Source organism: Salinibaculum sp. SYNS191 (assembly GCF_037338445.1).
Lineage (GTDB): Archaea > Halobacteriota > Halobacteria > Halobacteriales > Haloarculaceae > Salinibaculum > Salinibaculum marinum.
The window spans coordinates 3,207,257-3,232,620 of sequence record NZ_CP147838.1 but is presented as its reverse complement, the minus strand read 5'-3'; the positions used below and the strand labels follow the sequence as shown (position 1 = coordinate 3,232,620).

The following is a 25,364-nucleotide window of genomic DNA, read 5'->3' as shown; positions in this document are numbered from 1 at the left end:
TACAGCAACTTGCTTACCGGAGCCATCTCGAACCCTGTAGCGTTGTCGTACTAACGGACCCGCCTCACATCAATTCAGCAACGCCCGATTGTATCGACTGGAGTTCTTCCTCGTGGGTGTACCGCCGCTCTGTGAGCGGTCGGAGTGTCTCATGGAGGTCGCTGTCTGCCGAGAGAGGCTCGCCTTCAGTCTGTCTCTCGCGTAGGTCGTAGGTCTCTTCCTGAGTGCACTCGCCAGCTTCCCACGCGGCAATCTGCTTGGCTCTCTGGGTTCGGACGGCGATGAGATTCCGGTCGTTGCGCCCATCGTAGTCCGAGGCAATCGCCCACGGGTCGAGATCGAGCGAGCCATCCCCACCGGCAAACTGGTCGACGATCGCGGGCACCTGCGTGAGCGACAGCGCGCGGGTGGGGTCGTCGATGCCATCGACAGCTTCCGAGACGACGAGGGGAACGTGAATGTTCTCTTCATACAGTGCGGGATAGAAATGGCCGTAGATATCGCGCTCGGCGAAGGCCTCGCCGTGATCGCCGAAGACGACGTAGACGGGGTCGAAGTCTGCAAGGCGTTCTTGGAGTTCGTAGAGTAAGACATCGCCAAAGCGAATCGAGTCATCGTAGATATCGATTATCTTCTGGATTTCTCGCTCTGAGAGGTCCGGGTCGAGATCGTCGATGAGTTGGTTGCAGCGATAGTTGTAGTAGTATTGCTCGAAGAGGGTGCTCCACGTGCGGTATTTTCGAGGCGTGAGATGCGGGAAGTGCGTATCGAGGGCGAACACCCACAGAAAGAAGGGCTCTGACTGGTCGTACACCCAGGCTTCGATCTCGTCGATATATCGATCCCAGGTCTTGAAGGCTTCCTCGCGCCGGAGGTAATTCCGGAAATTCCGAACGAGCGTATAGAGCGTCGAATCCGAGAGATGCTTCTGGAAGAGCTGTTGGTACTGATCGCTCGAGAAGAGAAAATCCTCGAAGTGATCGAAGCCTCTGTCGAAGCCGTAATGCCGGGATGCGTAGGCGTTTGGATTGAACGCGCCAGTGGTGTATCCGCGCCCGGAGAGGTCTTCTGCGAGTGTGCCATATCGCGCTAAATGGCGACGGGCGTGCTCTGGATTGGCAACCTGATCGCGGGCGACCATAGGCTCGCCCGTGAATATCCCCGCCATGGAGGGATTCGTCCGCGAGGCTGGTGAGATTGCATTCCGAAAGCCAACGCCGTCTTCGGCGAGTTGATCCAGGTGGGGTGTCGTCTCGCGGTCATACCCCATGTAACTGCAGTGATCGGCCCGGAGGCTGTCGTAGGTGACGGCGACGATATTGCGCTTGCTCACGTCACGAGCACCTCCTCGTCTTGCTGGAGGAGGTCTCGAAGGCCGGAGACGAACTCGACACTGGGCTGCCAGTCGAACTCAGCCTGCATGCGCGAGATATCTGCTTTGAGGTGAGGTCGATCGCTCTCTCTGACGCGCTCGTCGTCCTGGGTGATGGCAATCTCCTCACCGAGGGCCGCACTCGTTTTCTCGACGACTTCGCGGACGGAATGTTCACTGCCCGTGCCGACGTTGTAGGTTCCATAGCCCTCCTCGAACTCGCTCAATAACGTCGTGAGCGCCCCGGCCACGTCCGAGACGTGGATAAAGTCGCGTTTCGGTGTGAGATTCCCGAGTTCGATCTCTCTGTCACCGCGTCTGACCTGCTTCAAGACGGCTGGAATCAGGTGTTCGTTCGTCTCGTTCGGCCCATAGACGTTGAACAATCGCGCCGTTGCCGTCGGGGTGACTGTCTCGCGCTGGAAGAGACGCATCAACTCCTCGCCGATGAGTTTCGTCTCGCCGTAGATATCCATCGGCCCAGTCTCGGACGTCTCACTATTTGCTTTCTCTCTGGGTGGATAGACCGCTGCCGAGGAAGCAAAGACGACTGTCTCGAGGTCGGAGACAGCCCGTGCCCCGGCCAGGAGATTGCGCGTCCCCATGACGTTCACCTGGAAGGTCTCCTCGGGATTGTCGTTGCAGTATGGGATGTAATGTAACGCGGCGAGGTGGACGATGCCGTCGGGGTCGAACTCCTGGACGAGCGCTGGGACGTCCTCATCTCGGAGATCGATGTCTTCGAAGCGGACGCTGTCCGGGACGAGTGCCTCTGAGCCGGCAAAGCAATTGTCTACGGCCAGCACGTCTGCGCCGGCGTCTGAGAGTTGCCTCACGAGGTGTGAGCCGATGAAGCCTGCCCCACCAGTGACGAGAATGTTTTTCTCACTTAGCATTCGCTAGCTGTGAGTCTACCTGCCCAACACTTGAATATACTTTTTCCAATTCATCGACAATCACGTCCCAGTCGTGTGCCCGGCCGAACGCTCTTGCACCGCGTGAGAGGTCTTCGAGCAGGGTCTCGTCGGTGAGACAGTCAGCGAGTCTGTCAGCAATGGCCGCTGCAGAGACATCGGTGATGTAGCCCGTTTCGCCATCGTCGACGACGGCCGTCGACCCGTTTTCTTCGTGCTCGACGACGATGCTCGGAACGCCACAGGCGTTGGCTTCGAGAATCGTATTCGGAAAGCCCTCGCGTATCGACGGCAGAACGAACACCGAGGCGGCTTTGAGGTTGGCGATGACGTCTTCATCGGCCTCGACGAATCCCAGAAACTCCACCTGGTCGGTGACGCCGCGTTCGCGCGCCTCGGCTTCGAGTGCCTCGCGTTCGGGCCCATCGCCGATGATTGCACACGACAGCGGCCGGTCGAGTTGTGTCGAGACTCTGTCGACGGCGTCGAGTAACAGGTCGACGTTTTTGTGTTCGGAGAGTCGCCCAACGTAGATGACGTCCCAGTCGGCGTCTGCTTCGGGTACCTCCTGTAGCCCATCGAAATCGACGCCGTTTTCGACGACACTGAGGCCATCCGTCCGCCCGAGCGAGCGGAGGTCTGCCTCGATATACGCAGAGATTGGGATGACCGTCTCCGCAAGGCGAGCGGTCACCTGCTCGACTGCCTGCCCGAAGATACCCTTCCAGCCCAGGTAGTCATACCAGTAGTCATCCCACACCTCGTACCACGTGACGACGAGCGTGGAATCTCTGAGTAGTTCGTGGGCCTTGGCCGGGAAGGCCGGGAAATACGGGAATTCCTGACAGTCGATTATATCGAAGTCTTCGCGAAGGAGAGCAGGAGCGACCGCAGCGGCGAAATACAGTGCCTGTGGGATCGAGCGTCTCCCGTCGACGTAGAGCTCTCGGGGTTCACAGACGCCATGGAATGTGACCCCCTCGCGTTCGATGACTGCGGGGCCATCCCAGTAGTGCATCCCGTAGAGATGGACGTCGTGGTCGTCGGCGAGGCGACGGGCGAGTTCCCAGATGCGTTTTTGTGCGCCGCCTTTCTCCCAGGGATAAACCGCGTCATAGACGAAGGCGATCTTCATGAGGGTGAGTGAGTTATTCGTTCAGGTAGCCAAGCGATTTCAGGCGCTCCTCAACCTGACGTTCGTCGACTGTCGTCTCGTCGTCTTGACCGGATTCGTCATCCTCACCAATCTGGTAGAGGACCTCCTCAAGGACGTACGTGACGTACTCGCTACGGTTCGCGAACTCGGTCCGCTCCACGTGATGGTCGACCTCGGAGAGCACCTCGCCCGGAACCTCAACAATCTCTCGTTCCCGTTGCCCACTCATGATTTCACCGTCAGATGCGAGGCCTATATGGGTGTCGGTCAGCGACAAATGCTATGATGGTCATCGCCGGCTCCCGGTACAGTCGCATGCCCGGAACTCGGTCAGCAGTAAAGCGTGGCTCCACCGTTTTCGTATACCTTTGAGTGCGCGCTCGTGTTCAGCTCCGAGGTCCGGAGGAACTCGTTCTCGAAGTGACCGGATGGCATACGGATTACGCCAGCGTCAACGCTCAGCGGACTCAGGTAGATGCAGTCTGATCCTGTTGCCGCCGAGACGTTGCTCCGGTACTCGTACGCTGGCGGAGGCATTCCTATTACCCCTGAGGTGGGGTTACCCGGCCAGACGCTCCCGTAGACAGTCCCCGTTCCGTGGCGGTTGAGCCAGGCACCACCGCTCGCACCGGTGTCGGGCAGCGTCTGTTTGTAGAGGTAGCTCTGGCTCTCCGGGGAGCCCTCCTCAACGACCCGATCCTGGTAGACGAGGACGTTCGGGGAGTACGCGCCGGTCACCGTTGCGGCCAGCAGCCCCGAGGAGAAGACGAAGAAGGGCAATAAGACGGCCAGGCAGAGAACCGTGGTGATCCAGTCCGGGGACGAGGGACGGCGGGTGACGGCGTTCTGGAGCCCCTCGACGCCGACCGCAAAGAGTGGGGCCACGACGGCCAGGGAGACGGCGATTGTCCGGGCGGTGTTGAACCGCTCGACGGGGCCGAGTGTGATGGCTGCCAAACCCCCGGCAGCGGTCGCGATCGCCAGATACGAAAAGTTGGTCTCGATCCCGTCCTGTCCTCGGATAGCACGGCTCACGGCGACGAGCCAACCGATTCCGATGAGCGCGAACAGCACTACTGTCAGAACCTTGATCCCGTTGAGAGAGAGCGAGGAGAAGGAGTTCGCGGCGTAGTTCGCGGTTGCGGAGTTTGAGGGCTGGAAGAAGCCCTCCTGGAGCCGAAGGAAAAAGTCGATAACGGTGCCGGTGAGACCCCCAAAGGCTGCAGCGCCGGGAGAAACATACGCGTACCATGCAAAGCCGAAGAGGCCAATAATGCCAACTGATTCAACAGTGAGCGGGCCATGGTGTCGGTTGGTCCGCCCTAGGAGTCGCCGCGCGAGCGTGCCGAGGATCAGCCCCGCGACGAGCATGGCGAGGAACATGTATGCGGTTCCGTAGTGAGAAACGAAAACCGACGACCCGAAGACGGCGAGCAGAACCCGGCGAACTAGCGCGTTGAGATCAGTATCCAGTAGAACTTTTACGAACAGGACAATGAACAGGATGGCGACGGCCGTTCTGGTGTTACGCGCGAGAACGGTAAAGAACGAAAAGAAAAACATCAGCGCGCCAGCGGCCAAGTAGCCGGCCTGATCCCTCCCTCGGGTCGCGAAGGTTCGGTAGAGTGCAACCGGTGCCGTGGCGAACAGCAGCGGGTGGGCAATCTTGAAGATGTGGTGCACCTCCAGCCCCGTTAGAAGGGTATGTAACGGATGGAGGATGATGATCCGTAACATGACGGCCTTATTGGCACGCGGGAGCGCCTCGGGATCCCAGTAGCCGGCTTGGAGGACCGTATAGACCAGATTTGCCTCCTTGCCTTGGTCTCCCCACAAAAGGAACTCGCTGATCATCGTGTTGTGGAGCAGAAGGGCGAGTGCGACGGCGTAGATTACAGCCGCGCGGTGCGAGGCGTTGAACGCGCCCACGACGTAGAGGAGGCCGACTAAGGCGAGCGCCAGTACAACGAACAGGTTCGTACTGCCGCCCTCTACGAGGAGCGCCCCGACAGCAGCAGCGAGAGGGACAGAGGCGAGCAGGTACAGACGGGTTGACGAGGGGAGTGCGACCTCGACGGTTTCGTCGGGAACGCGATACCCGACTCCTAGGCCGAGCCCCGCGAGGAGCAGCGCGAAGGCAGTCCACACTGGGAGTGGGTGGATCGGTTTATTGAGGAAAACTCCATGGGCGAGGTTGACGACAGCACCGAGTGCCATTAGAAGCGACGCCGAGAGGGAGACACCGTACAGGATCGCTCGGAGGTCAACGCTGTTGGACTGGGCTAGCACAAGGTAGGCGAGCAGACCTGGAACTACTAATACTAGCAGTAGCGAGACCGGAGCGAGGACCTGCGCGAGTACCGATTCTGGAAACAATAGTGCAACGCCGGCGGTCCCAGCGGATGCGGTGGCGAGGGTCAGATAGAGAGTTCGTTTGGAAGTCGAGACCATCAGTCTTTGTTGGCTGGAGTTGGTATGTTTTTTTGGTATTGGCAGTTAGGAGTACCGAAGTTGGCTGTTGATTACTTCGGCCTTTTGCAAGGATTCTTGTCGGTTGGTAGTGTAATTAGGGGGGGCAGTCACAGTTCGGGGTCTAGCGCATCGTTTTCGAGAATATTCCTGTAAACGTGCTCGGTCTCCTCGGCGACGGCATCCCAGGTGTGGCCCTCTGCGAGTTTACGGGCATGTCGTCCCATCTCTCTTATTTGTTCGGGAGCATCAGCGAGTGATTCGATAGCTCGTGCGATCGCTTTAGCGTCACGCTCAACCAAAATCCCCTCCTGACCATCGGTAACCAAATCAGGAAATCCACCGATGGCGACTCCGATAACTGGTGTCCCGGCCGCCAGCGACTCCATGAATACAAGTCCGAAGCCTTCGTACGTCGAGAGGAACAGTGTGAGGTCAGCACTTGAGTACAGTCTGGGAAGACGCTCCTTAGAGACGTGTCCCAAGAAGTGCACGTCGTCGGCTACGCCAAGCTCGCTTGCCTGGCGTTCGAGGGCTTTCCGCTGTCTGCCACTGCCTGCTATCAGTAGCTCAACGTCAGTGAACTCGGATTCCGCAAGCGCTTTCACCGCGAGTTGTGGCCCCTTCGCAGCGTTCAGTCGTCCGACGAACAGGAGCGTCAGTTTATCTTCCGATGTTTCGGGATATTGATTCGAGACTGGACGGAAATGTTCTGTATCGACACCATGGGTGATTGTAATCACGCGATCAGCAGGTATGCGATACTGTTCGACAAACTTCCTTTCCATCGATTTGCTGATGGCAATGACTCTGTCCGCCCGTCTTGCAGTGATCGCGTCCATCACGGCGTTCATGGGATGAAATACGTACTTTAGCAGATAGTCTGCGGGCTTCTCTGGCGTGTGGTAACGGATGGCGCTCAGGGCGAAACTGTGGCTCGTGAGGACAATGGGTGTATCAAATGTGACGCGATCCCCGAGTGCGATCGTTGAAGACGGCATTAACGTGCCGTGAATCACGTCGTAATCATCGAGATCAACCCCAGCTCGTGCTCGAATACTGTAATAGAGGGTTTCAAAAGTAACGAGATACCGTCGAGAATTCGTAAGTGTATGGACAGTGGCATTATCGTGGACTTCTAACGTCGACTCGTCTTCCACTTCCGATTGAGTATACACATCCACGTTGTGTCCGCGATCGCCCAACGAATTGGCAATTTCATAGGCATACATCGCTGACCCACCAGTTATCGGGGGAAACATCTTTGAGAGGAGACAGACTTTCATCGGTGGTATATATTCTTGATAGCATCGGAACTATTTTTATATTTATTCCTCAGACTTTCCATATCACCGATGAACATCATTCTCGTCACTATCGACTGTCTTCGTCGTGATCGGTGTAGCGTGTACGGCCATCACCGGGGCACGACGCCTGCGCTCGGTGCGCTCGCCTGTGATGGCTTCGTTTTTGATCGGGCGTACGCGGCGGATCCGGCGACCACCGAGTCGTTCCCGGCATACTCGCCGGGCCGCTCTCTGCTCAGTGTGTCGCTGGGCAGCACATGTACCAGAAGGACCTCTTGGATGGTGCCCCGACGATTGGTTCACACCTCCGCGACGGTGGCTGGTCAACTGTAGGCGTGCTCTTCAATCCACGCATTGGTCCCCACGTCAACTCCGACCGCGGATTCGAGACATTTCGGCACCTTCGATCCCCGGGGGATGCTTCGAGTGGTGACGACGAAGGAACGTCGCGATCCTGGGTTCCGAATATCAAGGTGGGTGAGCGGCTGTATCAGCTTCGCGACCAAATGCGGACTTTAGACTCGGTGCCGCTGCGGTACGAACTCCCGTTCCTGGCGTTCAGATACTACCAGGAGTTCACCGGGTGGCCCTCTGTTCGAGGCGAGGTTGTCGTCGACGAGTTTCTGAGACGCTCTCCGGGGAGTCTGAACCGTTCTTCGGGTGGACGTGCCTGATGGACGTGCATGGACCACTCGAACCCAGGGTCGTCGGGGAAGGGGGACTCTCTAGCGACGGACAGCTCTCGCAGTTCCGGTCCCACGCCAGACGCGTGAGCAAAGTCTACGATCCCGCGGCGGAGGCACGATACGACAGTGCCGTGCAGTACGTGGATCAGCAGGTACAGCGGATCGTTGACTGGATACAGGACGAAGGGCTATGGGAGGAGAAAGCACTGATCGTGACGGCTGATCACGGCGACGCGCTCAGCGACCGCGGGATCTACGGCCACCCCCAGCACTACATGTACGACGAACTCCTGGCGTGCGGCTGATCGTCAGGGTACCAGGTCGAGAGGGTAGCCGGAGCGAAGGGCCATTCTCGCTCGGGTGGTTGCACGAACTGGTAGCGGAGATCTGTGACGTCAACACGATGGACGCACCGATCACGTCGTCATGAGAGAGTCTCCTGAGCGATGGTGCTGCGGAGGATGTCGTGTTCGCGGACTCGGTCAGAGACCGCGGGCACAGCGTGGCCGCGTGGCGAGCGGACGAGAAGTTTGGAGTACAGACCAGGGATTTATCAGGTGTGGCAGAGGCGAAGATCGGTCCGCAGGGGAACTATGATCTCGCGACCGATCCAACGGAGCGGCACGGGTCAGAGGTGGGCGTAGATGCGCTCGAAGCCGCGGCACGCGAGGTTGCCGTTGAACCAGCGACATTCGGTAGTTCCCATCGAGTCAGCGGATAGCCACGACTGACGAAGTTACGTTCGCAGAAAGCGTCTGGATGGGTGTTGTGAATTGCCTCTACCATCCAGACACTGTCCTTACGGCTTCTGACCTTGAAACCTTAGCGGAGGGTCTCCTCGAAGAGATACCGATCCCCGGAGTCGAAGGCTCCGGCTTCGACTCCGGGATTATCCGTCGAACACTTCTGCAAGCCGCTGTCGATCAGAAATCAATCAAAGCCGTCACCGACACCACTCAGGGAACGTACTCCGACGACTACACGCTTGCTCAGCTTCACACGGTTCCACCAGACGAATTGGAAGCCGTCGTTAACGACCTCTTCGCTCAGCACGCGGCGATGATCCTCGGCCCCGGCCCGAGGATCATCTGCCTCGACTTCGTCGATATCCACTACCACGGCTGTCCACACACTGAAGCGGGCGAACTCTGTCATACGAAATCCCGCGATGGCACCTCCCAGTGCCATCGCTACCTCGCCGGATTCGTCCTCTGTCGAGCGAAACCGCTGGTCGTCGCTGTCACGCCCGTCCGTGGTGATGAACCCAAAAGCGACGCGGTCGAGCGATTGCTCGACCACGTCGCGGCCCTCCCATTCGAGGTAGGTGGACTCCTCGCAGACCGTGGATTCTACGACGGGACATCCATCGAGCGACTGGATGCCACGGCACCAGTCGCTCTCCCGGTCATCCGCCGTGGAAAGCAGATGGCCGAGAAACTGGAGACGACGGTGTCCTACTGGACGGAGTACGCGATGTACGAAGGGAGCGAGCGGGAACTGCGCTTCCCGCTCGCGGTCTGTGTCTCCTACCAACAGGGCAACCGAGGCAAGCACGGCCTGCTCGTGCGGGCGTACGTGGCGTGCGATCTGGCCGATCGCACGCCGAAAGAAGTCGAAACCCTCTACCAGAGGCGCTCAGCCATTGAGACAGCCTTCCGGACGATGCGTGAAGCGCGTGCGCGAACAAGCACGACGGATCCAGCCGTCCGGTTGTTGTTCGTGCTCGTAAGCTTCCTGTTGCGGAATCTCTGGGTGATCGTGCGATGGGGCGTGCTCGCCACGCCGCGGCGCGGCGGGCGAGCACTGCCCGCTTGGTTCCGTTTCGAGGTGTTCCGTGAGTGGGTTGACCACGCTCTCGACGAGACGTTGCGTCGAAAGTGGGAAGCACCGACCAACGGTACTGGAATCCCGCCAACCTACAGCCAGCTGGACGCGGGCTGAGGCCGCCCGCGTCCAGCGACCATCTCGTGATTGAGCGACAGCTTCGCGTCTTGTCTGGGTTGATGGCGCTCTCACTGGAGTTAGAACGCCGTCTCTGTTTGAATCAGTGAATCGTCGTTCTGGTCGCGGTTGTGTTGCTCCAGAAATTGAGTCAGTAATCAGGAACGATGGGAACTACCGAAAGTGGGAAGCACCGACCAACGGTACTGGAATCCCGCCAACCTACAGCCAGCTGGACGCGGGCTGAGGCCGCCCGCGTCCAGCGACCATCTCGTGATTGAGCGACAGCTTCGCGTCTTGTCTGGGTTGATGGCGCTCTCACTGGAGTTAGAACGCCGTCTCTGTTTGAATCAGTGAATCGTCGTTCTGGTCGCGGTTGTGTTGCTCCAGAAATTGAGTCAGTAATCAGGAACGATGGGAACTACCGACATTGCGGGACAGCGAATACTCGTCTGGAATCGACGCTGATACAGAGGATCAGTTGAAACAGCTGGGAGATGCCGAGTGAGAATCACTCTTTTTCGTCCGTCTTTTGGGTACAGAGTGAGTGGATAGATCATAAGTTCACGGTTAGACGGAGTAGTTTTAGAGAAGGAATCTCCGATTTTTGATGCTGTTCACTCTTTATCCGGTAAATCAAGTCTGCCCGCCGAAAACTCATATTGGCACCTATCAGGCTCTGAAAAGGTTCTATATCTTTCTTGAGGGGGGCGTACTAAGATACATGTGTTATCATCCAACGTGTAATTCTAATCAAGATTTAAGATTCTACAGGGGGCTACTCTGAGTCGAAGAGATTGGGTTGACTGAACTAACCCGAATATAGCGACACAAATATGAAAAATTGTAATACCGTCCTTTTTGTCTCGCTGGGCCCAGACCTCACGAATCCTGCAAGTGGAGCAGGGACACGTCTCAAGTACCTTTCCCGCGAACTCGCTGATCAAGGGTGGCGGGTGCTGGCGTTAGTTCCAAGCGACGCTTCAAACTCCTATCCAGATTGGGTCGCAAAACGATATACTTATAATCAGTGGTCACTCCCTCTTCTCACCGATGTCAATCCATCATTTGTAAGATCTCTTGACCACGTTCTCTCATCCGAAGCTATCGACGTGATTCATCTTTCAGCAGGCGTATGTGCAGCAAAGGCACTCACGGTACTTAGGTCAGAGACAGCGGTGGTATACGCGTCACAGAACGTTGAGGCCGACCACGCGCAGGACTTCGTTAATCCTGATCTCCCAGTCTTCAAGCGCTTTCTCGGCCCCCGACTGATTCCGCTGATTGAATGGGGAGCTGTCCACTGTGCCGATGGAATAACGACGGTTAGCGAAAAGGATCAACAACGATTCATAGAGCGATACGGTGTCGATAAGGCGGATGTCACGGCAGTTCCGACAGGCACGAAAGCAGTGAATCATTCCGAGTTAGAGCCACCAGCTGACGTTCGTGATCGATTGGGTTTGGGTGACGGATCCCTGGCAGTATTTCACGGATACTACGAGCACCCACCGAACAGGGAGGCTGCCGAGTTGATTGATCAGCAGATCGCGCCGGCGATGAGAGAACGGGAGGTTGACGTAGAGTTTGTACTCGTAGGACAGAATCCTCCTGACGTATCATCCCCAAATGTTCAGGCTGTCGGTTTTGTTGATGATTTGCTGTCGGTACTAAATGCCGCGGATGTAGCTGTCGTTCCAATTTTGCACGGCGGTGGAACGAAGACGAAATTGTATGACTACGTCAGCCTTTCCCTACCTATCGTTGCTACAAAAAAAGCAGTAGAGGGGATTGACCTCGAGTCCAAGCGACACGGTCTGATTACGAGTGATGTAGATGAGGAATTCGTATCCTCTCTAATGACCCTCATTCAGAACAAGGACTTATATCAGCAAACAAAGGGCAATTTAGCAGACTTAGCAAGGAAATGGAGTTGGGAACGTTCCGTAGCAAGATGTAGCACTGCGTATCATGATTTGAACAATCCATAAATACCAAGGACTTTGTAAGATTAGGTAAAATCAAGTAATGTTGAATGCCCCTCATAAAGGATCGATTCCTACATAATCTATGTTAGATAATATTACAAGATTTGTTGATATTTGGAGAGAAGAAGGGCTAAGCTCATCAATCTCGGAAACTAGTTCATACATTAAAGGCCAGGGATTTAAGTTATATACTGTGTTTCTTCCACAGCAGGGGCTTTTTGAGGAAGAATGGGAGGTAGCAGTCATTTTGGACGCTTGTAGGCCAGACACGCTTCGAGAAGTATCTGCAGACTTTGATTGGCTACCAGAATTTGATACAAAATATTCTGTTGGTCCTGACTCCCCTACATGGATGGATAGAACATTTTCTGGAGTGGATGAGACCTTGCTATCTGAAACGGCATATGTAACTGCAAATCCATTCAGTAAGGACCACGTCCCAAACGGGAAAATGGGAAAGGTGGACGAGGTATGGAGATATGCATGGGACGATGATTTGGGTACAGTCCCAGCGCGTCCTGTAACAGATACTGCTATCAATACAATACGGAATAACCACAAAAGGGTAGTTGTCCACTATATGCAGCCTCATTTTCCGAGCATCCCAGACAATATGGGGTTCAAAATAGAGAAGGAGAATGGTAAAACAGAACAATGGGTCTGGGACAAAAAGCCGAAGAGGGAAGCTGAAAAAAATCGGATATATTATGCATACAAAGAGAATCTGGAGTATGTTCTTCATGAAGTAGAACTTCTTCTGAATAATATTGACTCAAAAAAGGTTGTGATAACAGCGGATCATGCCAACGCATTTGGGGAGTTCGGAATATGGGGGCATCCCAAAAACCAACCTGCGCCTATAGTTTTACGAGTTCCCTGGATAGAGACAAAAGCTTCTAATACCGGAGGTTATCGACCAGAAGACCATAGAAATGGTAAGCTATCGGTTGATCTATCTGATCAACTTGAAGCGTTAGGTTACAGATGAGGTTATGGATTGTTATCATCCGTCTTTAGTTAGGAGACGAACCGCGTGACAGCAGCGGCTTATCGAGGCTTCTTTGCGAGAGAAATGAGGAGGCGACGGCTGTGCACACCAAAGCCTCCTCATCGGGAATCATGCGTCGGCTCACTACACTGTTTCCCTCCGAGTTCCTCGACGAGCACGCCGAGGAACTCGGCGTGGTCGAACGAGAGGGGAAGCTGCAGATTCCTGTCCTCGTGTGGGCGCTCGTGTTCGGCTTCGCCGCAGGCGAGAGCCGAACACTCGCTGGCTTCAGACGCAGCTACAACTCCACAGCTGACGCGACGATCTCACCTGGTGGCTTCTATCACCGACTGACGCCGACGCTAGCGGAGTACCTCCGCGACCTCGTCAATCACGGTCTCGACGAGGTCGCTGTTCCCGACGCTGATGTCGACAGATTCAGAGACGTGATGATTGCTGATGGAACGGTGATGCGGCTTCACGAGTTCCTCTCTGAGGAGTTCCAAGCCCGTCACGAGGAGCAGGCTGGAGCGAGAGTGGTCTGCATTAGTTTTGACCCGTAACTGGAAAACAGACGAAACCCGGCCGATCATTCGCAGGCTAACAGCTTTTCGAACTTGGTCTCCCGTAGTTACTGTTCAGGACCAGGGGTTAGAAGTTGCGCTGATCACTCCAGGAGCACCTATCTCTTCGACTCGTGGTTCGCCCACGATTCCGACCTTCCCGAACACATCGAATCCTACGGCAAGCACTGGATCGGATCACTTCGGAGCAATCGCAACGTGACCTATGGTGGCGAAGAAATCAGCGTTGATGCGCTGGCAAAGCGCATCAACACGACCGAGCCTGATATCGACGATGATACCTCATCTGGACGAAGAAGCTTCCCATCTCCGAATTCGAAGACGTGAAGCTGTTCATCGCCGAAAAATATATTCATGAAGACGATGAGGACAACCCGGTCAATTACCTCGTCACGAACATAATCGACGCACCGACCGCTCACATAATTTGCGCCTACTCCATGCGTTGGCGCATCGAGACGTTCTTTGAGGACTCGAAACAGGACCTCGGCCTGGGAGACTGGGAGTTGCAGACTGACGAAGGTGCCAGCCGTCACTGGCACCTTCTTATGGCTGCCTACAGTCTCATGCGTCTTGATCTTGGTTCGAGCGCCTTGGGGAAGATTCGCTCGAAAGCGTCATCGCTTCGAGCGAACTCGAACACTCGCTGAAGGAAGCCGTCTACATCCTTCTCTCGTGGGTTCGGGACAACGATGAGAAGGGTGTAGACGACCTCATGAACGAAATCGACCATCTTTTCGTTCACTCAACCGACGCCTACGTGCAAAGCTGAGTAATGCAGAGATTTACCCAACATAGCCCAGTGCTCTTAGTTTCTCCGTCGTAGTCGTCTCGGACGCAGCTTCGTACTCTTGGGGCATATGTGTCCCTCGATCTTCGGCTGTAGTCGTCACCCACGGAACCTTTCGAACACAACTGAATGGCATGTGAATTGGGTGGCCGTAGATGCCCCACTCCCCAACGCCGTTACCGTGGTCAGAGGTGATGACCACTCGTTCGGCGTCAACGTTCTCCAGCAGGAGCTTAACCTCATCTAGAACGTATCGAAGATTCTCTCGGTAGCCTTTCCACACCTCCGACAGCGAGAGTTCAGAGTTTCGAAAGCGTTGCCAGGTATCGTTCGCTCCGTCACCATTTAATCCGAAGTTGCCCCGGCCGAGTGGCGTTTTCTGTTCCCACGGTATAAATGGAACATGGGGTTGGAGATAATGGACAAGCAATGATTCGGGGCTGTCGCTTCTGTGTTTCTGAATCGCCCGATCTGTGATCACGCGCGGGGGTACCGTTCCCCCCTCTTGGTCCCAGCCGTACTCCCAGACGTGGTCAATAGAATCCAGTTGCGACTCGTCAGGGATTTCTTGTGAAAAGGGATTCGCGGACACGTAGGCAGTGTCGTTGAGTGAATGTGCATCCGCTCTTGAGAACGTTTTTCGAGTCCAAGCGTCTGTCTTGCTATCAACTGACAGTTTACTATCGGGATTTGATAGAAAAGAATATTCGTCTGAAACCTCCTGCAGAAGGTCAAATCGGCACGCATCAAGGATAAGACAGAGGTCCCAGTTGGTATCAAAGATGTTTTCGCCCCTTCTGAGGTTGCCTATAGGATGTAAGGACTTGTAGTAAATGGGTTCAAGCAGATCAGGAACTTTAAGCTTCATTAGAATCTGTTTGAGAGGCATTATTCAAAAACTATACGAACTACCTTTCGCTTTACGTAACGGGCAGACTTGAAAGAGACAGGACCCGCAATAACAAGTAATAGCCAGAACCAATTTTGGAGTTGTAACGGGTCTTCTAGTAGAGCTTGGAGATATGCTTGTCTTGCCTTGGAATACTGCCCAAGGTTAGCAGCCCTACGTCCTTCCCCGCGCATATACTTTGTGAGAAATTTGCGTTCTGTTTTCTCACCGAATTTTTGAGCTAGACCTCTATGTTTATTTATCATTTGTTCTTTATCTTTATAGAATATGTCAATACTATCAGTTATCTGTTCATGGCCACCAGTATATTTATTGACAAGGGCTTCTGAAATCGTACTGAACTCGGTATGAAGTGATAATCGGATATTGAAATCTCCGTCTTCGCATAAAGTGAGGTGTTCATCAAAACCACCTACTTTTGTAGCAAGATCTCGGTGGACCATCATCGCTGAAAGCGTTCCATACACCCCAGTATTTTCGAGAAGTTTCTTAGTTACGTCCCCCTCTGTTTGAGGCTGAGAAATGCTGTTGATTCCATTAGGACCGATTTTTTTCACTCCTACGTGACATACACCGGTACCCGTTTCAGAGATTCGAGACAGTTGTTCCTTTGTCTTAGATGGCAACCATTCATCATCGTCATCTAAAAACGCTAAATATTCTCCATTTGCGTTCTTTATACCGAGATTCCTCGCAGCACTCGGAGAAGAAGCATCAGCATCCAGGTACTGGGTTTGTTCAACACTCGCATTGGTTACGAACTCACCTATATTTGGTGTTTTAGGGCTCCCAATTACGATTAGTTCCATTGGAGAATATGTCTGTCTTTCAATACTACGGACGGCTCGTTTGAGCATCTGTGGTCGGTCATGAGTCGGGACAATGGCTGAAACAAGGGACGACATTATTTCCTATTTGGGAGATAGCCTAACGCTTCAAGGTTTTGTTCAACGGTCATATTCTGATCCTCTTCGTACTTTGGGGGATGATACGACCCGTGATCATCAGCAGTTGTCCATGTAACAGGTACTTGACGTACCTTTGGATGAAGACTGCCGGTATTGTGGCCAAAAACACCGAGTTCACCAAAAGCTTCTCCATGATCTGCTGTGATAAGCACTCGCTCTGCATCGAAGTTATTGAGGAGACGTTCAATAGAATCAAGGCCAATCCGAAGTTCTTGGATGTAGAGATCCCAGAGAAGATCAATATCTTTCTTCGATTCGACGTGTCTCCAAGGTAAAACGCCAAACTTGGAGACTGGGATATCGCCACGCTGTTCAAGAGCACCGACATACGGATAGTGAGGTTCGATTAAATGAGCAATCACTCGGTCAAATTCTTGTTCTCGTCCAAGACGAATAACAAAATCTACAACTGTTTCCGCGCTTGCCTGTGGTTGGTCTGACTCAGCACCGCGTCCAGGACCGTATTTCCAGGCCGGAATATGCACCCCTAAATCTGATTCAGATACAGTTGACCAAAACTTAGGGAGCACAGACATATCCAATTGTTGTTCGGGATTATATCCCTCTCTAAGAATCCTCCGTGGCCATCCATTTGCGGATACAAATCCGGTTGATACAATTTCATCACGAAAATGATGAGTAAATGTATTGGCTGTCCACTCAAGTGTTGAACCACCAACTGAGGTTGCTGTCTCGATCTTATTGGGAGTCAAAAAATCGTATTCTGATGCAACAAGTTTTAAGGCGTCAAGTCGACAAGTATCCAATATAATAAGTAAATCCCAATCACAAGTATAAATGTTTGTTCCGAGTAACGAACGTGATGAGGCCGTGAGCACACCATCACGATATATTGAATCAAATAAGTGTTTCAGAGCTTTTATAGGATGACGAAGTCCTTTCTGAATGGCGTCATCTGCAACTTTCATAATTCTATGGTTCTTCGTCAGTCTTAATTCACCCCACTTCTATTTATAACAATCCCATTCGTCTTTAGTTAAGACTCACACCTCGGTTGCGTAGCGGTAACGAACTCTCTTGCAGTATCGGTCGTTGCTTATGGATTTTCTGTGCATCCTCAATCAACCGCTCTAACAGTGGCGGTGGCGAGTAACCGAGGCACTCACCGAGTTCGTGGAGGATGAGCTGGGCGTGCGACCTTGAGTGGTCAGCGTAACTTTTGAACATCGGGAAGAAAGGTCTCGATCCAGTCGCCCGCAAAACTGAGTCGCTGCCTAAGTCGGAGAAATGTCTCGGTGAGGAACTCACGGAAGTGGTCTTTATCCTCAAAAATCTCCGGTGAGATATCGCGTTTGCGATCTTTCCATAGCGGTTCGATGGCATTCAGTGTCGGCGAGTATGGCGGGAGGAAAACGAACTCGATGCCGAGTTCGTCGGCCCGTTGTTGGGTGACCTTCGCGTGATGGGAGCCGTAATTGTCGGCCACGAGCAAAATCCGGCCCCGCGGATTCTGCTCGCGGATCTCTTCGAGTGCTTCAACAATCGTCTCTTTGACTAACCGCTCTTTGTACGAAATCACGCTCGTCCCAGTCAATGCGTAGAAACCGATCGACCGCCACGGAAACGTTACTAACGGCTTCTCGATAGTGACCGTCCGGTCAAACGACCACAGCCGCTGCGAGTTCTTGAACGGCTGTGGCCACGCCTCATCGAAAGAACCCCAACACGGCCGGCTCGGCCTCATCTTGATTGTCGTCCTCGCCGAGCGCCTGGCCGAGGCGCTCGGCGAGAATCTCCTCAGCGTCATCTGGACGACGTGGATCCATCGGACGTGGTTTGGCGTAGTTCATGCCGGCTTCACGCAGCTTTCGGCTGAGGTGTGCCGGATGATACGTGACGCCGTAGTGGTCTCTGATGAGTGCGCGAATCGCCTGTGGCATCCATGGTTGGCCGTCTCCGAGATACTCACAGAGGTCCTCGAACTGTTTAGGTGAGAGCTTCGGCGGCGGCCGGCCGCCGAAGCTCGGGCGAAGCCTCTCAACACCGCCTTCATTCCACGCCTGCGCCCACCGACGCGTCGTGGATCGAGAGCTCCCGACGCGTCGACCCGCCTGTTTGCGCGTATCGCCCAGATAGAGATCCTTGATGAAACACAGCCGCCGGACGAGACGGGCCTCGTCCGTCGACTGTGCATCTTCTATGGCTTGGTCAAGCTCTGCTTCTGACAAATGGCGCACTAACCGCTCGCGCTGATTCGTGTTCATCGAGTCCTAGACGCTTCCAGAGGGATCAATTCTTTCGCAGACCACTCCGGCGGGGGGTGAACACGTCGTACTCAAGCAAAAATCGAACTCCAGGTGCTCGAACAACGGGACCGTCTAGGTAGTCGCGCCCTTCCAGAAGTCGTTTACCGAAGCTACGTCTTGCAGGGTTGCGCTTGTGCTGGACAAACTTCACTCACCCTGCTGCTTCGTACGTGACAGTTTCTATCACACGTTCTTCAACGTGGAAGGCTGAGGACCACATAGATGATCTGAACCCGATCTCCCCGAAAAGTGTGTCATCATCGGACGGAACCTCAAAAACAGCGCCTTAGGGATCTCGGCTATCTCCAGTGAGTGCCACCACCTTACCTAACGAAACGTTGTAAGGATTTTGATATGGATGCGGCAATTCCAAGTCGATTTAGAAGACCGTCGATCAGAGCGAGTTCAACGCTGTAGATGGACCGCGTCACAAGTACTAGAGTGAGATGGATCACTCCGATACCCACTGCGACAAAGACGCCGAAACCAAAAGACAAGTTACTGAACGGTATTGGAGCAGCGAATAGTAAAACGAACACTATTCCCATTAGGGCTGTTGGAATCACGTATCCTCGGTTGAATGGGTGAACAGTATACTTCCGGTAGATGAAATACGACTGGACCACATTGTTGAATATTCGTGCTGTCGCAGTCGCTATCGCTGCACCGATAATTCCATAGGAGGGAATGAGGATGACGTTGATTGCGACATTCAAGAACATCGTCCCGGCAGAAATGTACATGAGGATCTTCGTTTCACCGACTGCCGTTAGGAACATCCCAGTAAGTCCGGGAAGCAGGGAGATTACGAATCCGACGAGCAGTATTCTGAGCGCCCAACGGCTTGCCACGTACTTTTCACTGAAGAAAAACGCTAGTGACTGCTCTGGAAACAGGAAGAAGAGCGCAAAGACTGGAAAGGAGGCGACAACAATCCACCGGGTGGTGACGGTGTAGAGTTTGTCCATCTTTCCCCGATCCGCATTGGCATCGAATCGAGAGATGATTGGTTGGAACAGATACCCTATCGCGGGTGTAAATAGCAAAGTAACAAATACCCCCATTCGAAATGCCACTTCGTATAGACCTACTTCTGTCCCGGATTTGAACATACCCAGCAGAATGAGATCGCTGTGCTTCGCCACTACGTTGATTGCTCCCGAAGCAGCGAGAGGGACAGAAAACAGTAAAAGCTCCTTGTGCCGGGAGATTGATCCACGTCTTAGTACCTCCCAGGCGGAGAATTCACTGACCCTGTAGAGTAATCCCATTCCCACAGCAGCAGCAACCACGAATGCCGAGGCGTACGCAAATGCGATGCCTGTAGTCCCGTACCCGAGGGAAACGAATAGCAAAATTCCAGCAAGCTGCAGCCCTGGACGTAACACGTTCTGTGTCAGAATACGCGGATAGGTCGTCTCGTAGCCACGAAATCCACCGAGTCCCATTTTGAATATCGCGTAGAACGGGAGAATCGCGGCGAAGATACGGATAATCCAGACGAGGTCAGGGTTCCCGAAGACCGCCGTTGCCAGTAACTTCGCTGTGAGAAAGATTCCAGCACCGGTTATCACTGATAGGACCCCGACGATTTGAAAGGCTGAAGAGAGAATACGTCGACGCTCGTCCGCGGTTTCCCGCCGAGGAAGGTAACGAGATAACGCAGCAGGCATTCCAGCAAGTGCAACAAGGCCGAATAGATTCAATACAGAGAGCCCGATAACTACAATTCCATATCCATCTACTGGGAGATAGCGGGCCATTGTGACCCGCGTTAGGAACCCGAGTCCCTGACTCAGCAGTGTGGCACCGAATATGAGCACTGCACTCAGACCGATAGAACCCAATGCGGCCCGGATTTCAGAATAATCAGCATCTTCGTCAGAACTCATAATGTAATAGATAGGCTCTGCATGTCTGTTCTTAACGCAGTTATTTGAAAATTCGGTATCGGAAAGGAGGCGGTCCGATTAGCAGCATGTGATTTGAGAGAAACCTGTTCAGCTTCAATACTGAGGGCAATCCGACCAATCGGATAAAGAGTATTCGTTTAGTGTTCTGTAGATATGCCCGGGACATAATATAAAGTAGAGGGTGACTCCATGAGAATCCCGCTGAAATCCCTGGAGCGTGAAGTACGTCATGGAGTCCCGAAGGTCGATCTATGACATGCACCTCCGAGTACGGGAGGGTGACGGACCTCGGATGCGAAGGAACAGGAGAATTGGGAGCGCAGCCCGGCCGACCGAGGTCGGCCGTGGCTGCAAGCCCGCAGCGATGTCGTTCCGCTTCACGCATTCAGGACTCCAGAGGAGACCATGACCGCAACCACTGATCACTACTTGGGCATTGACCTCCACAAACGGCAAGCACAAGTTGCTGTTCTCGACGATGAAGGCCAAGTCGTTGAAGAGGTCCGCGTCGCCAACGCGGACCTCGACGAGATTGCACAGAAGTACGCCGGTAGTAACGCTGCGCTCGAAGCGGGAAGCAACTACTTCACCATTTACGACAGACTTGACGAAGAGTTAGACGTGACTCTCGCCAATCCGGCCAAGGCGGATTGGCTCGAAGATCAGAAACAGAAAAACGACCGCAAGGACGCCAAGAACCTTGCACGGTTCCTCCGGTTGGACGAAGTGCCAGAAAGCTACGTCCCGCGAAAAGAATTCCGGCGCTACCGCGCGCTTGCGCGCGGTCGCAAGAAGTTGGTAGACAAGCGCTCAGACTTCAAAAACGAGGTCAACTCGCTCCTTGATCAAAACGGCGTCACCTACGATGGATCGTTGTGGAGTGAGGAAGGGCGTGAGTTCCTGCGTGAACTCACGCTCGACGACGCGTCGGAGTTGTTGCTGGAGCAGTGGTTGGAAGCAATCGACGAATTCACGGTGAAGATCAAGCGGATGCAGCGGCGGATTGAAGAGGTAGCAGCTGACGTAGATGAGCTGGATACGTTGATGTCTGCGCCAGGTATAGCGGCGTTTTCTGGCTTGATGATCTACGGCGAGATTGGTGAAGTAGAGCGGTTTGACCGCGCAGCTGAAGTAGTGAGTTACGCTGGATTGGACCCGGTGATCCGCGAGTCTGGCGACTCGCGGAGAGAGGGCCAAATCAGCAAGGAAGGAAACGGTTACTTGCGGTGGATCTTGGTTCAGTGCGCGAATACCGCCGTACACAACGCGAAGGATCCGTACTTGAGCCAGTTCTACTGGCGGTTACGGAACAAACGAAACAAACCGCACAAGGTAGCGATCGTGGCAACAGCGCGCAAGCTGTTAGTGGCGTTGTTCAACATGCTCAGGAAGAACGAACCGTACGACCCACCGGAGGTGAGTGCCTGAGAGACGCCGGGGCGTCTCTCATCGGCCGGGCCAGCGCACGATGAGCGACAGGTGTGTCGAATGAAGATGCCCCCGCACGGCGAATGTGGAAGTGGCTGAGTCGACTGCTTGCCGTGGGTTTTCAGTCTCAAAGGGAGGCGAGCAATAGGGTCACCAGAAAATCTAAGCCGATAGACGTGGTTTGTTCAGTTAGCGGGATTCTCAGCGATGTCATAGAACTCTTGTCACACCGTGATGATCGTACTTCCCGGATTGTCTCCACGTTCGTAGTTGGTGATAGCGACGACGAGGCGAAGGCACAGGGCAAGAAACACCTGCGCTCGTGCGTGGACGCGGCCTCGGGCGTGCGTTCGCCCGAGGCCGCAGTCCTTCACTGATTCGTTGGTTCGTTCGACTCCAGTACGGCGGTTGTACGTCTCATCCAGCGTGGACTGCTTCAGCTGAACGTCCTCGCTGTGTTGTTCGATGCGGTCTTCGACCCTGTACTCGATGTCTTTCGGGTCGTCAGTGTTTCGTGCGTTGTACGGAGCGACTGGCACGACCCCTGCGGCCAGCAGGTGGTCGTGCCAGTCGAGCGTGTCGTAGGCGCTGTCACCGACCATCCAGATCGGCTTGGCGACGGCGAGCGCGTCACGCGTGACGCGCATCGCCGTCTCCTCTGGCGCTTGCTTACTCTCGGTAAACTCGGCTGCAATCGGGATCTTTTGCCCGGTCGAGACGATCGTGCAACCGTAGCCGTAGTAGTACTCGTCGTTGGTTGGATCGTAGCACTTGGACGCGTCTTGATCGGCGGGCATCGCCCTCACGTCGGTTGAATCGATACAGTAGGTCAAGTCGAGCAGGCCGCGTCGGGCGGCCTGCTCGACGAGTCGGTCAAAGACCTCGTTGACGACGTGTTCGAGGTCGGTGAGAAAACGATCGACCGCGTCTCTCGACGGCGGTCGATCGAACCCACAGCTCAGCCAAACGACCGTGTTCCGAAGCTCTCGCTCAACGGGACGAATGCCGTAGATGTCGTGGTAGTAGCAATGGAGGAAGGCACGCATCAGTTCTGGTGGCTCGTGCTCTCGTGTTCGCCCCGTCTTCGCTGGGGCGAACACGTCGAACTTTTCGAGAAATCCGAAGGAAAGGTGCTCAAACAGCGCCAGCGTCTCAGTTTCCACGACATTGAAAAACGAGTCTACCGAAGGATCATCTTGCAGGGTCGCTGGACTCATTCCACCTCAGCGTTCACCCTGCTTCTTGGTGTGGTAACTGTTCTATGACACCCTCTAAAGTATACAAAATCGCTCTTGTGAAGCAGGTTGTTGATTTTCAGAGTGCAGCGTCGAGAACATGTTTGAGCGTTTCTTCACCAGGCTTTCTGTAGAGTTCAAGGCGGAGCTGCAAGGCACTGAGATACGGTGTCAGCTTGTTTTTGGAGATTCCTCGGGGAAGAGGCGAGAGCCAGCGCCGCACCGACGACGCGCGGATTTCGCATGTGTTGACATGTACGTCGTCGTCAGCGTGTTCACCCTCGCTGTGGATGACGTACTGGCGGTCGAATATGTCGTCCACATTGAGCGGGTCGTAGACCCGAAATCCATTGGTATAGACGATTAGCGACTCCTCCTCGTGGTCAGCAAGGAGGAGTCGCACAGTCGATTCGTCGCCGGATTTCGCTGGCACAACGTAGCACCGGTCACTACTTCGGTCGACTAGCGTGAACACCGGCGGCTTGTCCTGTACATGATTGCCACGACCACGCGTAGACAGGCCACGCGAGCGCGACCGACCGTCACGCTCGCGACTCTTCAGTCCGACTGAGACGCACACTTTGTCGGTTTCCACGGGCCCAGTCAACTCCAGACAGGGCGCGTCGAGCGCTCGGGCATAGCGCTTGAGAGTGGGATTTCCTGTTTCTACGACGCGCTTTGCAGATACAGACGTATCCACAGTGAGTGCAGTCTCCAAAGGCGTTGATTCGAAATGAACCACTCCTACGTTTTCGAGACAGCAAGAAAGGATATGCCACGCCACGTTTGCGTCCCTGTCAGCCTCGGACCCGCACGAGGGACACGAGTGATCGCGAACCCACAACGGTTTGTCTGTCGGGACGGACACCGAAGGAGGCACACTCTTTGGTCGTTCCGCGCGGATTCACGGCGACGAAGTACGTTCCTTCGGAATAGCCGACTGCAGAATCTGGAATAAAGATCAAAACACCCAGAATGCCAGCAAGAGGAGATGTTCACTGGCGTACAGCAGACCAACGGACAGCGTCGCTTCACGCCTCCTCAACAGTCCACCATACAACTGCTCGGGCCCCGACTTCCTTACGCTTAACGAGCCCCTGATCGTGTAACTCGGTCAGCTTCCGCCGTGCAGTCTCACTGGAGACGCCGATTGCCTCGGCAACCTCACTCGACGTCAGCACTGGGTCATCAGTGCTCGCCAGCACATCCAACACGGCGTCGATCGTCGCCATCTCGGTGTACTTCCCTTCATCGTCTCGCTCGCGGCTCATACCCACACATACGCGTTGCAGAACATATAATCCTTATGCCACGAAGCACAAGGCTTATGCTAGTATTCCTCGTGGGTTAATATACAGAAGAACAGTCTCTTCGGGGTATTTTCGTCGAGAAATGCCCGCGTGCTAGAGACACGCAGGCTGGTCTTCTGATCCAGGGAAGACCAATGGTAACTACGCAACCCACCAGTCAAAAACGCATCGTTGATGAACCACCCTGTGAAGAGTGTGCCGCACTCCCGGGGGCGTTCCCCTGTGCCCCGTGTTACATCACGGGGAAGAAAGATTTCCCAGGAGACGGGGAATGAACACCGACGAGCGCATCGCCCAGCATGCAGCCGCCGGGTTGACGCGCGCACTCGACCCGGATGCATACAGGCACTTCCAGGCAATCCTCGAGATTCTCGGGGTGGACTATCCAACCCCACTCGCAGAGTGTCCAGTCTGTGGACGCGTCGGCCTCCCCGAGCGTATCCGGATCCACGACTGCTAGAGCGCAGTCGATCTCAGACGCGGGAATTCTTTCTGAGAGTGTCGTTGATACAAAGTTACGTGTGTAACGCAGCTGTCTATCACAGTCATGCAGAAGTGTGTAAACGATTGTATCAATGCTGACCTTTCGAGATAACTGATTACACGTCCAAGCCCTCTTTGCCCATCCCCGAATACATTTTTTACTCTGTAGCCAAATATCACCAATAATACCCTCTAATACGAAGATGTGGTGTTGCCAAGAGACTATAGAGTGGTTTATCACCGTAAGATGGCTTTACTTGGCTATTTCTGCTCGTAAATTAGAGATATAGTTGTTCACTTCCCATCTGTTGTTACTGTTCGACAGACCAGACCAACGAATTCCCGACTTTCTTCTTCGAAACTCTCCCTTCATCTAGAAGCTTCCGAAGCCGATAGTCTGCACTTTGGCGTGCAATCCCGAGTTCCTCAGCCACTTCTTGCGTCCCGGCTGGCGTATGTTTTCGAACAGCGTCAATCACCTCCTTGTCGCTGTGAGTCGGCTCAAACCGGCCGCCTTCGTTCCGTTCTCGTTTGTCGTCCATTACTCTCTACGTCGTCGGTATCCCTCTTCAACGTACTGCTCTGTGACAGAAGGCACAACAGTTAATACGGTATGCTCTGTAGCAGAAGGTGACGAATACCCGGCCCGTCGGGT

The 25,364-nt window shown here is 54.3% G+C and carries 22 protein-coding genes and 5 pseudogenes; 9 read left to right on the top strand and 18 right to left on the bottom strand.

What is annotated here, in order from left to right:
• Positions 1-64: 64 nt before the first annotated feature.
• The 6 genes from WDJ57_RS16775 to WDJ57_RS16750 all read right to left on the bottom strand — a co-directional run bounded on the left by WDJ57_RS16775 (position 65) and on the right by WDJ57_RS16750 (position 7,143).
• On the bottom strand, positions 65-1,333 hold the full coding sequence (locus WDJ57_RS16775) for a sulfatase-like hydrolase/transferase (protein ID WP_338902055.1): 1,269 nt from the start codon (positions 1,331-1,333) through the stop codon (positions 65-67).
• Positions 1,330-2,268 (bottom strand): NAD-dependent epimerase/dehydratase family protein, encoded by a 939-nt coding sequence (locus WDJ57_RS16770; protein ID WP_338902054.1) that lies wholly within the window; start codon positions 2,266-2,268, stop codon positions 1,330-1,332. Before WDJ57_RS16770 ends, WDJ57_RS16775 begins: the two co-directional genes overlap by 4 nt.
• Complete coding sequence (locus WDJ57_RS16765) at positions 2,258-3,421, bottom strand: glycosyltransferase family 4 protein (RefSeq protein ID WP_338902053.1); 1,164 nt, start codon at positions 3,419-3,421, stop codon at positions 2,258-2,260. Before WDJ57_RS16765 ends, WDJ57_RS16770 begins: the two co-directional genes overlap by 11 nt.
• A gap of 13 nt (positions 3,422-3,434) precedes the next feature.
• Positions 3,435-3,671 carry a hypothetical protein gene (locus tag WDJ57_RS16760; RefSeq protein WP_338902051.1) on the bottom strand — a complete coding sequence of 79 codons (237 nt, stop codon included), beginning with the start codon at positions 3,669-3,671 and terminating at the stop codon, positions 3,435-3,437.
• Positions 3,672-3,772: 101 nt separating this feature from the next.
• Positions 3,773-5,893 carry a DUF2206 domain-containing protein gene (locus tag WDJ57_RS16755; protein ID WP_338902049.1) on the bottom strand — a complete coding sequence of 707 codons (2,121 nt, stop codon included), beginning with the start codon at positions 5,891-5,893 and terminating at the stop codon, positions 3,773-3,775.
• A 128-nt stretch (positions 5,894-6,021) separates the two neighbouring features.
• Positions 6,022-7,143: a glycosyltransferase family 4 protein gene (locus WDJ57_RS16750; protein WP_338902048.1), complete on the bottom strand. Its 1,122-nt coding sequence runs from the start codon at positions 7,141-7,143 to the stop codon at positions 6,022-6,024.
• A 123-nt stretch (positions 7,144-7,266) separates the two neighbouring features.
• Here WDJ57_RS16750 and WDJ57_RS21675 point away from each other — a divergent pair, with 123 nt between their 5' ends.
• The 7 genes and pseudogenes from WDJ57_RS21675 to WDJ57_RS16720 all read left to right on the top strand — a co-directional run.
• Positions 7,267-7,551, top strand: a complete 285-nt coding sequence (locus WDJ57_RS21675) for a sulfatase-like hydrolase/transferase (protein ID WP_380630240.1) — start codon at positions 7,267-7,269, stop codon at positions 7,549-7,551.
• Positions 7,552-7,891: 340 nt separating this feature from the next.
• Positions 7,892-8,209 (top strand): sulfatase-like hydrolase/transferase, encoded by a 318-nt coding sequence (locus WDJ57_RS16745; protein ID WP_338902047.1) that lies wholly within the window; start codon positions 7,892-7,894, stop codon positions 8,207-8,209.
• Between the two features lie 454 nt (positions 8,210-8,663).
• A complete protein-coding gene (locus WDJ57_RS16740) occupies positions 8,664-9,845 on the top strand; it encodes an ISH3 family transposase (RefSeq protein ID WP_338902046.1) in 1,182 nt (393 codons plus the stop codon).
• A gap of 836 nt (positions 9,846-10,681) precedes the next feature.
• Positions 10,682-11,836 carry a glycosyltransferase family 4 protein gene (locus WDJ57_RS16735; protein WP_338902045.1) on the top strand — a complete coding sequence of 385 codons (1,155 nt, stop codon included), beginning with the start codon at positions 10,682-10,684 and terminating at the stop codon, positions 11,834-11,836.
• 79 nt (positions 11,837-11,915) lie between these two features.
• Complete coding sequence (locus WDJ57_RS16730) at positions 11,916-12,821, top strand: hypothetical protein (RefSeq protein ID WP_338902043.1); 906 nt, start codon at positions 11,916-11,918, stop codon at positions 12,819-12,821.
• Positions 12,822-12,952: 131 nt separating this feature from the next.
• Positions 12,953-13,360 (top strand): annotated as a pseudogene (locus tag WDJ57_RS16725) (IS4 family transposase); the annotation flags it as partial.
• 141 nt (positions 13,361-13,501) lie between these two features.
• A pseudogene (locus tag WDJ57_RS16720) lies at positions 13,502-14,177 on the top strand (transposase); the annotation flags it as partial.
• Between the two features lie 13 nt (positions 14,178-14,190).
• On the opposite strand, the gene WDJ57_RS16715 reads toward WDJ57_RS16720, so the two are convergent.
• From WDJ57_RS16715 to WDJ57_RS16685, 7 genes and pseudogenes are all read right to left on the bottom strand, one after another.
• Positions 14,191-15,084, bottom strand: coding sequence for a hypothetical protein (locus tag WDJ57_RS16715; protein WP_338902042.1), 894 nt, complete (start codon positions 15,082-15,084; stop codon positions 14,191-14,193).
• On the bottom strand, positions 15,084-15,962 hold the full coding sequence (locus WDJ57_RS16710; RefSeq protein ID WP_338902041.1) for a glycosyltransferase family A protein: 879 nt from the start codon (positions 15,960-15,962) through the stop codon (positions 15,084-15,086). The genes WDJ57_RS16715 and WDJ57_RS16710 overlap by 1 nt, the downstream gene beginning before the upstream one ends.
• Positions 15,963-16,009: 47 nt before the next feature.
• Entirely contained in the window at positions 16,010-17,002 is a 993-nt protein-coding gene (locus WDJ57_RS16705; protein ID WP_338902040.1) for a hypothetical protein, read from the bottom strand.
• A gap of 68 nt (positions 17,003-17,070) precedes the next feature.
• Positions 17,071-17,234 (bottom strand): annotated as a pseudogene (locus WDJ57_RS16700) (IS4 family transposase); the annotation flags it as partial.
• Positions 17,235-17,241: 7 nt separating this feature from the next.
• A complete protein-coding gene (locus WDJ57_RS16695; RefSeq protein ID WP_338902039.1) occupies positions 17,242-17,778 on the bottom strand; it encodes an IS630 family transposase in 537 nt (178 codons plus the stop codon).
• A complete protein-coding gene (locus WDJ57_RS16690; RefSeq protein WP_338902038.1) occupies positions 17,741-18,298 on the bottom strand; it encodes a helix-turn-helix domain-containing protein in 558 nt (185 codons plus the stop codon). The genes WDJ57_RS16695 and WDJ57_RS16690 overlap by 38 nt, the downstream gene beginning before the upstream one ends.
• 365 nt (positions 18,299-18,663) lie before the next feature.
• Positions 18,664-20,232, bottom strand: a complete 1,569-nt coding sequence (locus WDJ57_RS16685; protein WP_338902037.1) for a flippase — start codon at positions 20,230-20,232, stop codon at positions 18,664-18,666.
• Positions 20,233-20,658: 426 nt separating this feature from the next.
• Here WDJ57_RS16685 and WDJ57_RS16680 point away from each other — a divergent pair, with 426 nt between their 5' ends.
• The gene (locus tag WDJ57_RS16680; protein WP_338902035.1) at positions 20,659-21,681 is read left to right on the top strand and encodes an IS110 family transposase; all 1,023 of its coding nucleotides are present in this window, start codon (positions 20,659-20,661) and stop codon (positions 21,679-21,681) included.
• Between the two features lie 224 nt (positions 21,682-21,905).
• Here WDJ57_RS16680 and WDJ57_RS16675 read toward each other — a convergent pair whose 3' ends face one another.
• The 4 genes and pseudogenes from WDJ57_RS16675 to WDJ57_RS16660 all read right to left on the bottom strand — a co-directional run bounded on the left by WDJ57_RS16675 (position 21,906) and on the right by WDJ57_RS16660 (position 24,187).
• Positions 21,906-22,898, bottom strand: coding sequence for a transposase (locus tag WDJ57_RS16675; protein ID WP_338902034.1), 993 nt, complete (start codon positions 22,896-22,898; stop codon positions 21,906-21,908).
• Positions 22,899-22,995: 97 nt separating this feature from the next.
• Positions 22,996-23,559: pseudogene (locus WDJ57_RS16670) on the bottom strand (IS1595 family transposase); the annotation flags it as partial.
• Positions 23,560-23,845, bottom strand: a pseudogene (locus WDJ57_RS16665) (zinc ribbon domain-containing protein); the annotation flags it as partial.
• A 102-nt stretch (positions 23,846-23,947) separates the two neighbouring features.
• Positions 23,948-24,187 (bottom strand): MarR family transcriptional regulator, encoded by a 240-nt coding sequence (locus tag WDJ57_RS16660; RefSeq protein WP_338902033.1) that lies wholly within the window; start codon positions 24,185-24,187, stop codon positions 23,948-23,950.
• Positions 24,188-24,497: 310 nt separating this feature from the next.
• Between WDJ57_RS16660 and WDJ57_RS16655 the strand changes: the two genes are divergently transcribed.
• A complete protein-coding gene (locus tag WDJ57_RS16655; protein ID WP_338902032.1) occupies positions 24,498-24,686 on the top strand; it encodes a hypothetical protein in 189 nt (62 codons plus the stop codon).
• A gap of 334 nt (positions 24,687-25,020) precedes the next feature.
• Here the strand turns inward: WDJ57_RS16655 and WDJ57_RS16650 are convergent, their stop codons facing one another.
• Positions 25,021-25,251 carry a winged helix-turn-helix transcriptional regulator gene (locus tag WDJ57_RS16650; protein WP_338902031.1) on the bottom strand — a complete coding sequence of 77 codons (231 nt, stop codon included), beginning with the start codon at positions 25,249-25,251 and terminating at the stop codon, positions 25,021-25,023.
• Positions 25,252-25,364 lie beyond the last annotated feature (113 nt).

What these genes read in the sequence shown, in the direction of transcription:
- WDJ57_RS16770 (WP_338902054.1), bottom strand. Translation starts at nt 2,268, where the DNA reads ATGCTAAGTGAGAAAAACATTCTCGTCACTGGTGGGGCAGGCTTCATC.
- WDJ57_RS16765 (WP_338902053.1), bottom strand. Translation starts at nt 3,421, where the DNA reads ATGAAGATCGCCTTCGTCTATGACGCGGTTTATCCCTGGGAGAAAGGC.
- WDJ57_RS16760 (WP_338902051.1), bottom strand. Translation starts at nt 3,671, where the DNA reads ATGAGTGGGCAACGGGAACGAGAGATTGTTGAGGTTCCGGGCGAGGTG.
- WDJ57_RS16755 (WP_338902049.1), bottom strand. Translation starts at nt 5,893, where the DNA reads ATGGTCTCGACTTCCAAACGAACTCTCTATCTGACCCTCGCCACCGCA.
- WDJ57_RS16750 (WP_338902048.1), bottom strand. Translation starts at nt 7,143, where the DNA reads ATGTATGCCTATGAAATTGCCAATTCGTTGGGCGATCGCGGACACAAC.
- WDJ57_RS21675 (WP_380630240.1), top strand. Translation starts at nt 7,267, where the DNA reads ATGAACATCATTCTCGTCACTATCGACTGTCTTCGTCGTGATCGGTGT.
- WDJ57_RS16745 (WP_338902047.1), top strand. Translation starts at nt 7,892, where the DNA reads ATGGACGTGCATGGACCACTCGAACCCAGGGTCGTCGGGGAAGGGGGA.
- WDJ57_RS16740 (WP_338902046.1), top strand. Translation starts at nt 8,664, where the DNA reads ATGGGTGTTGTGAATTGCCTCTACCATCCAGACACTGTCCTTACGGCT.
- WDJ57_RS16735 (WP_338902045.1), top strand. Translation starts at nt 10,682, where the DNA reads ATGAAAAATTGTAATACCGTCCTTTTTGTCTCGCTGGGCCCAGACCTC.
- WDJ57_RS16730 (WP_338902043.1), top strand. Translation starts at nt 11,916, where the DNA reads ATGTTAGATAATATTACAAGATTTGTTGATATTTGGAGAGAAGAAGGG.
- WDJ57_RS16715 (WP_338902042.1), bottom strand. Translation starts at nt 15,084, where the DNA reads ATGCCTCTCAAACAGATTCTAATGAAGCTTAAAGTTCCTGATCTGCTT.
- WDJ57_RS16710 (WP_338902041.1), bottom strand. Translation starts at nt 15,962, where the DNA reads ATGCTCAAACGAGCCGTCCGTAGTATTGAAAGACAGACATATTCTCCA.
- WDJ57_RS16705 (WP_338902040.1), bottom strand. Translation starts at nt 17,002, where the DNA reads ATGAAAGTTGCAGATGACGCCATTCAGAAAGGACTTCGTCATCCTATA.
- WDJ57_RS16695 (WP_338902039.1), bottom strand. Translation starts at nt 17,778, where the DNA reads ATGAGGCCGAGCCGGCCGTGTTGGGGTTCTTTCGATGAGGCGTGGCCA.
- WDJ57_RS16690 (WP_338902038.1), bottom strand. Translation starts at nt 18,298, where the DNA reads ATGAACACGAATCAGCGCGAGCGGTTAGTGCGCCATTTGTCAGAAGCA.
- WDJ57_RS16685 (WP_338902037.1), bottom strand. Translation starts at nt 20,232, where the DNA reads ATGAGTTCTGACGAAGATGCTGATTATTCTGAAATCCGGGCCGCATTG.
- WDJ57_RS16680 (WP_338902035.1), top strand. Translation starts at nt 20,659, where the DNA reads ATGACCGCAACCACTGATCACTACTTGGGCATTGACCTCCACAAACGG.
- WDJ57_RS16675 (WP_338902034.1), bottom strand. Translation starts at nt 22,898, where the DNA reads ATGAGTCCAGCGACCCTGCAAGATGATCCTTCGGTAGACTCGTTTTTC.
- WDJ57_RS16660 (WP_338902033.1), bottom strand. Translation starts at nt 24,187, where the DNA reads ATGAGCCGCGAGCGAGACGATGAAGGGAAGTACACCGAGATGGCGACG.
- WDJ57_RS16655 (WP_338902032.1), top strand. Translation starts at nt 24,498, where the DNA reads ATGAACACCGACGAGCGCATCGCCCAGCATGCAGCCGCCGGGTTGACG.
- WDJ57_RS16650 (WP_338902031.1), bottom strand. Translation starts at nt 25,251, where the DNA reads ATGGACGACAAACGAGAACGGAACGAAGGCGGCCGGTTTGAGCCGACT.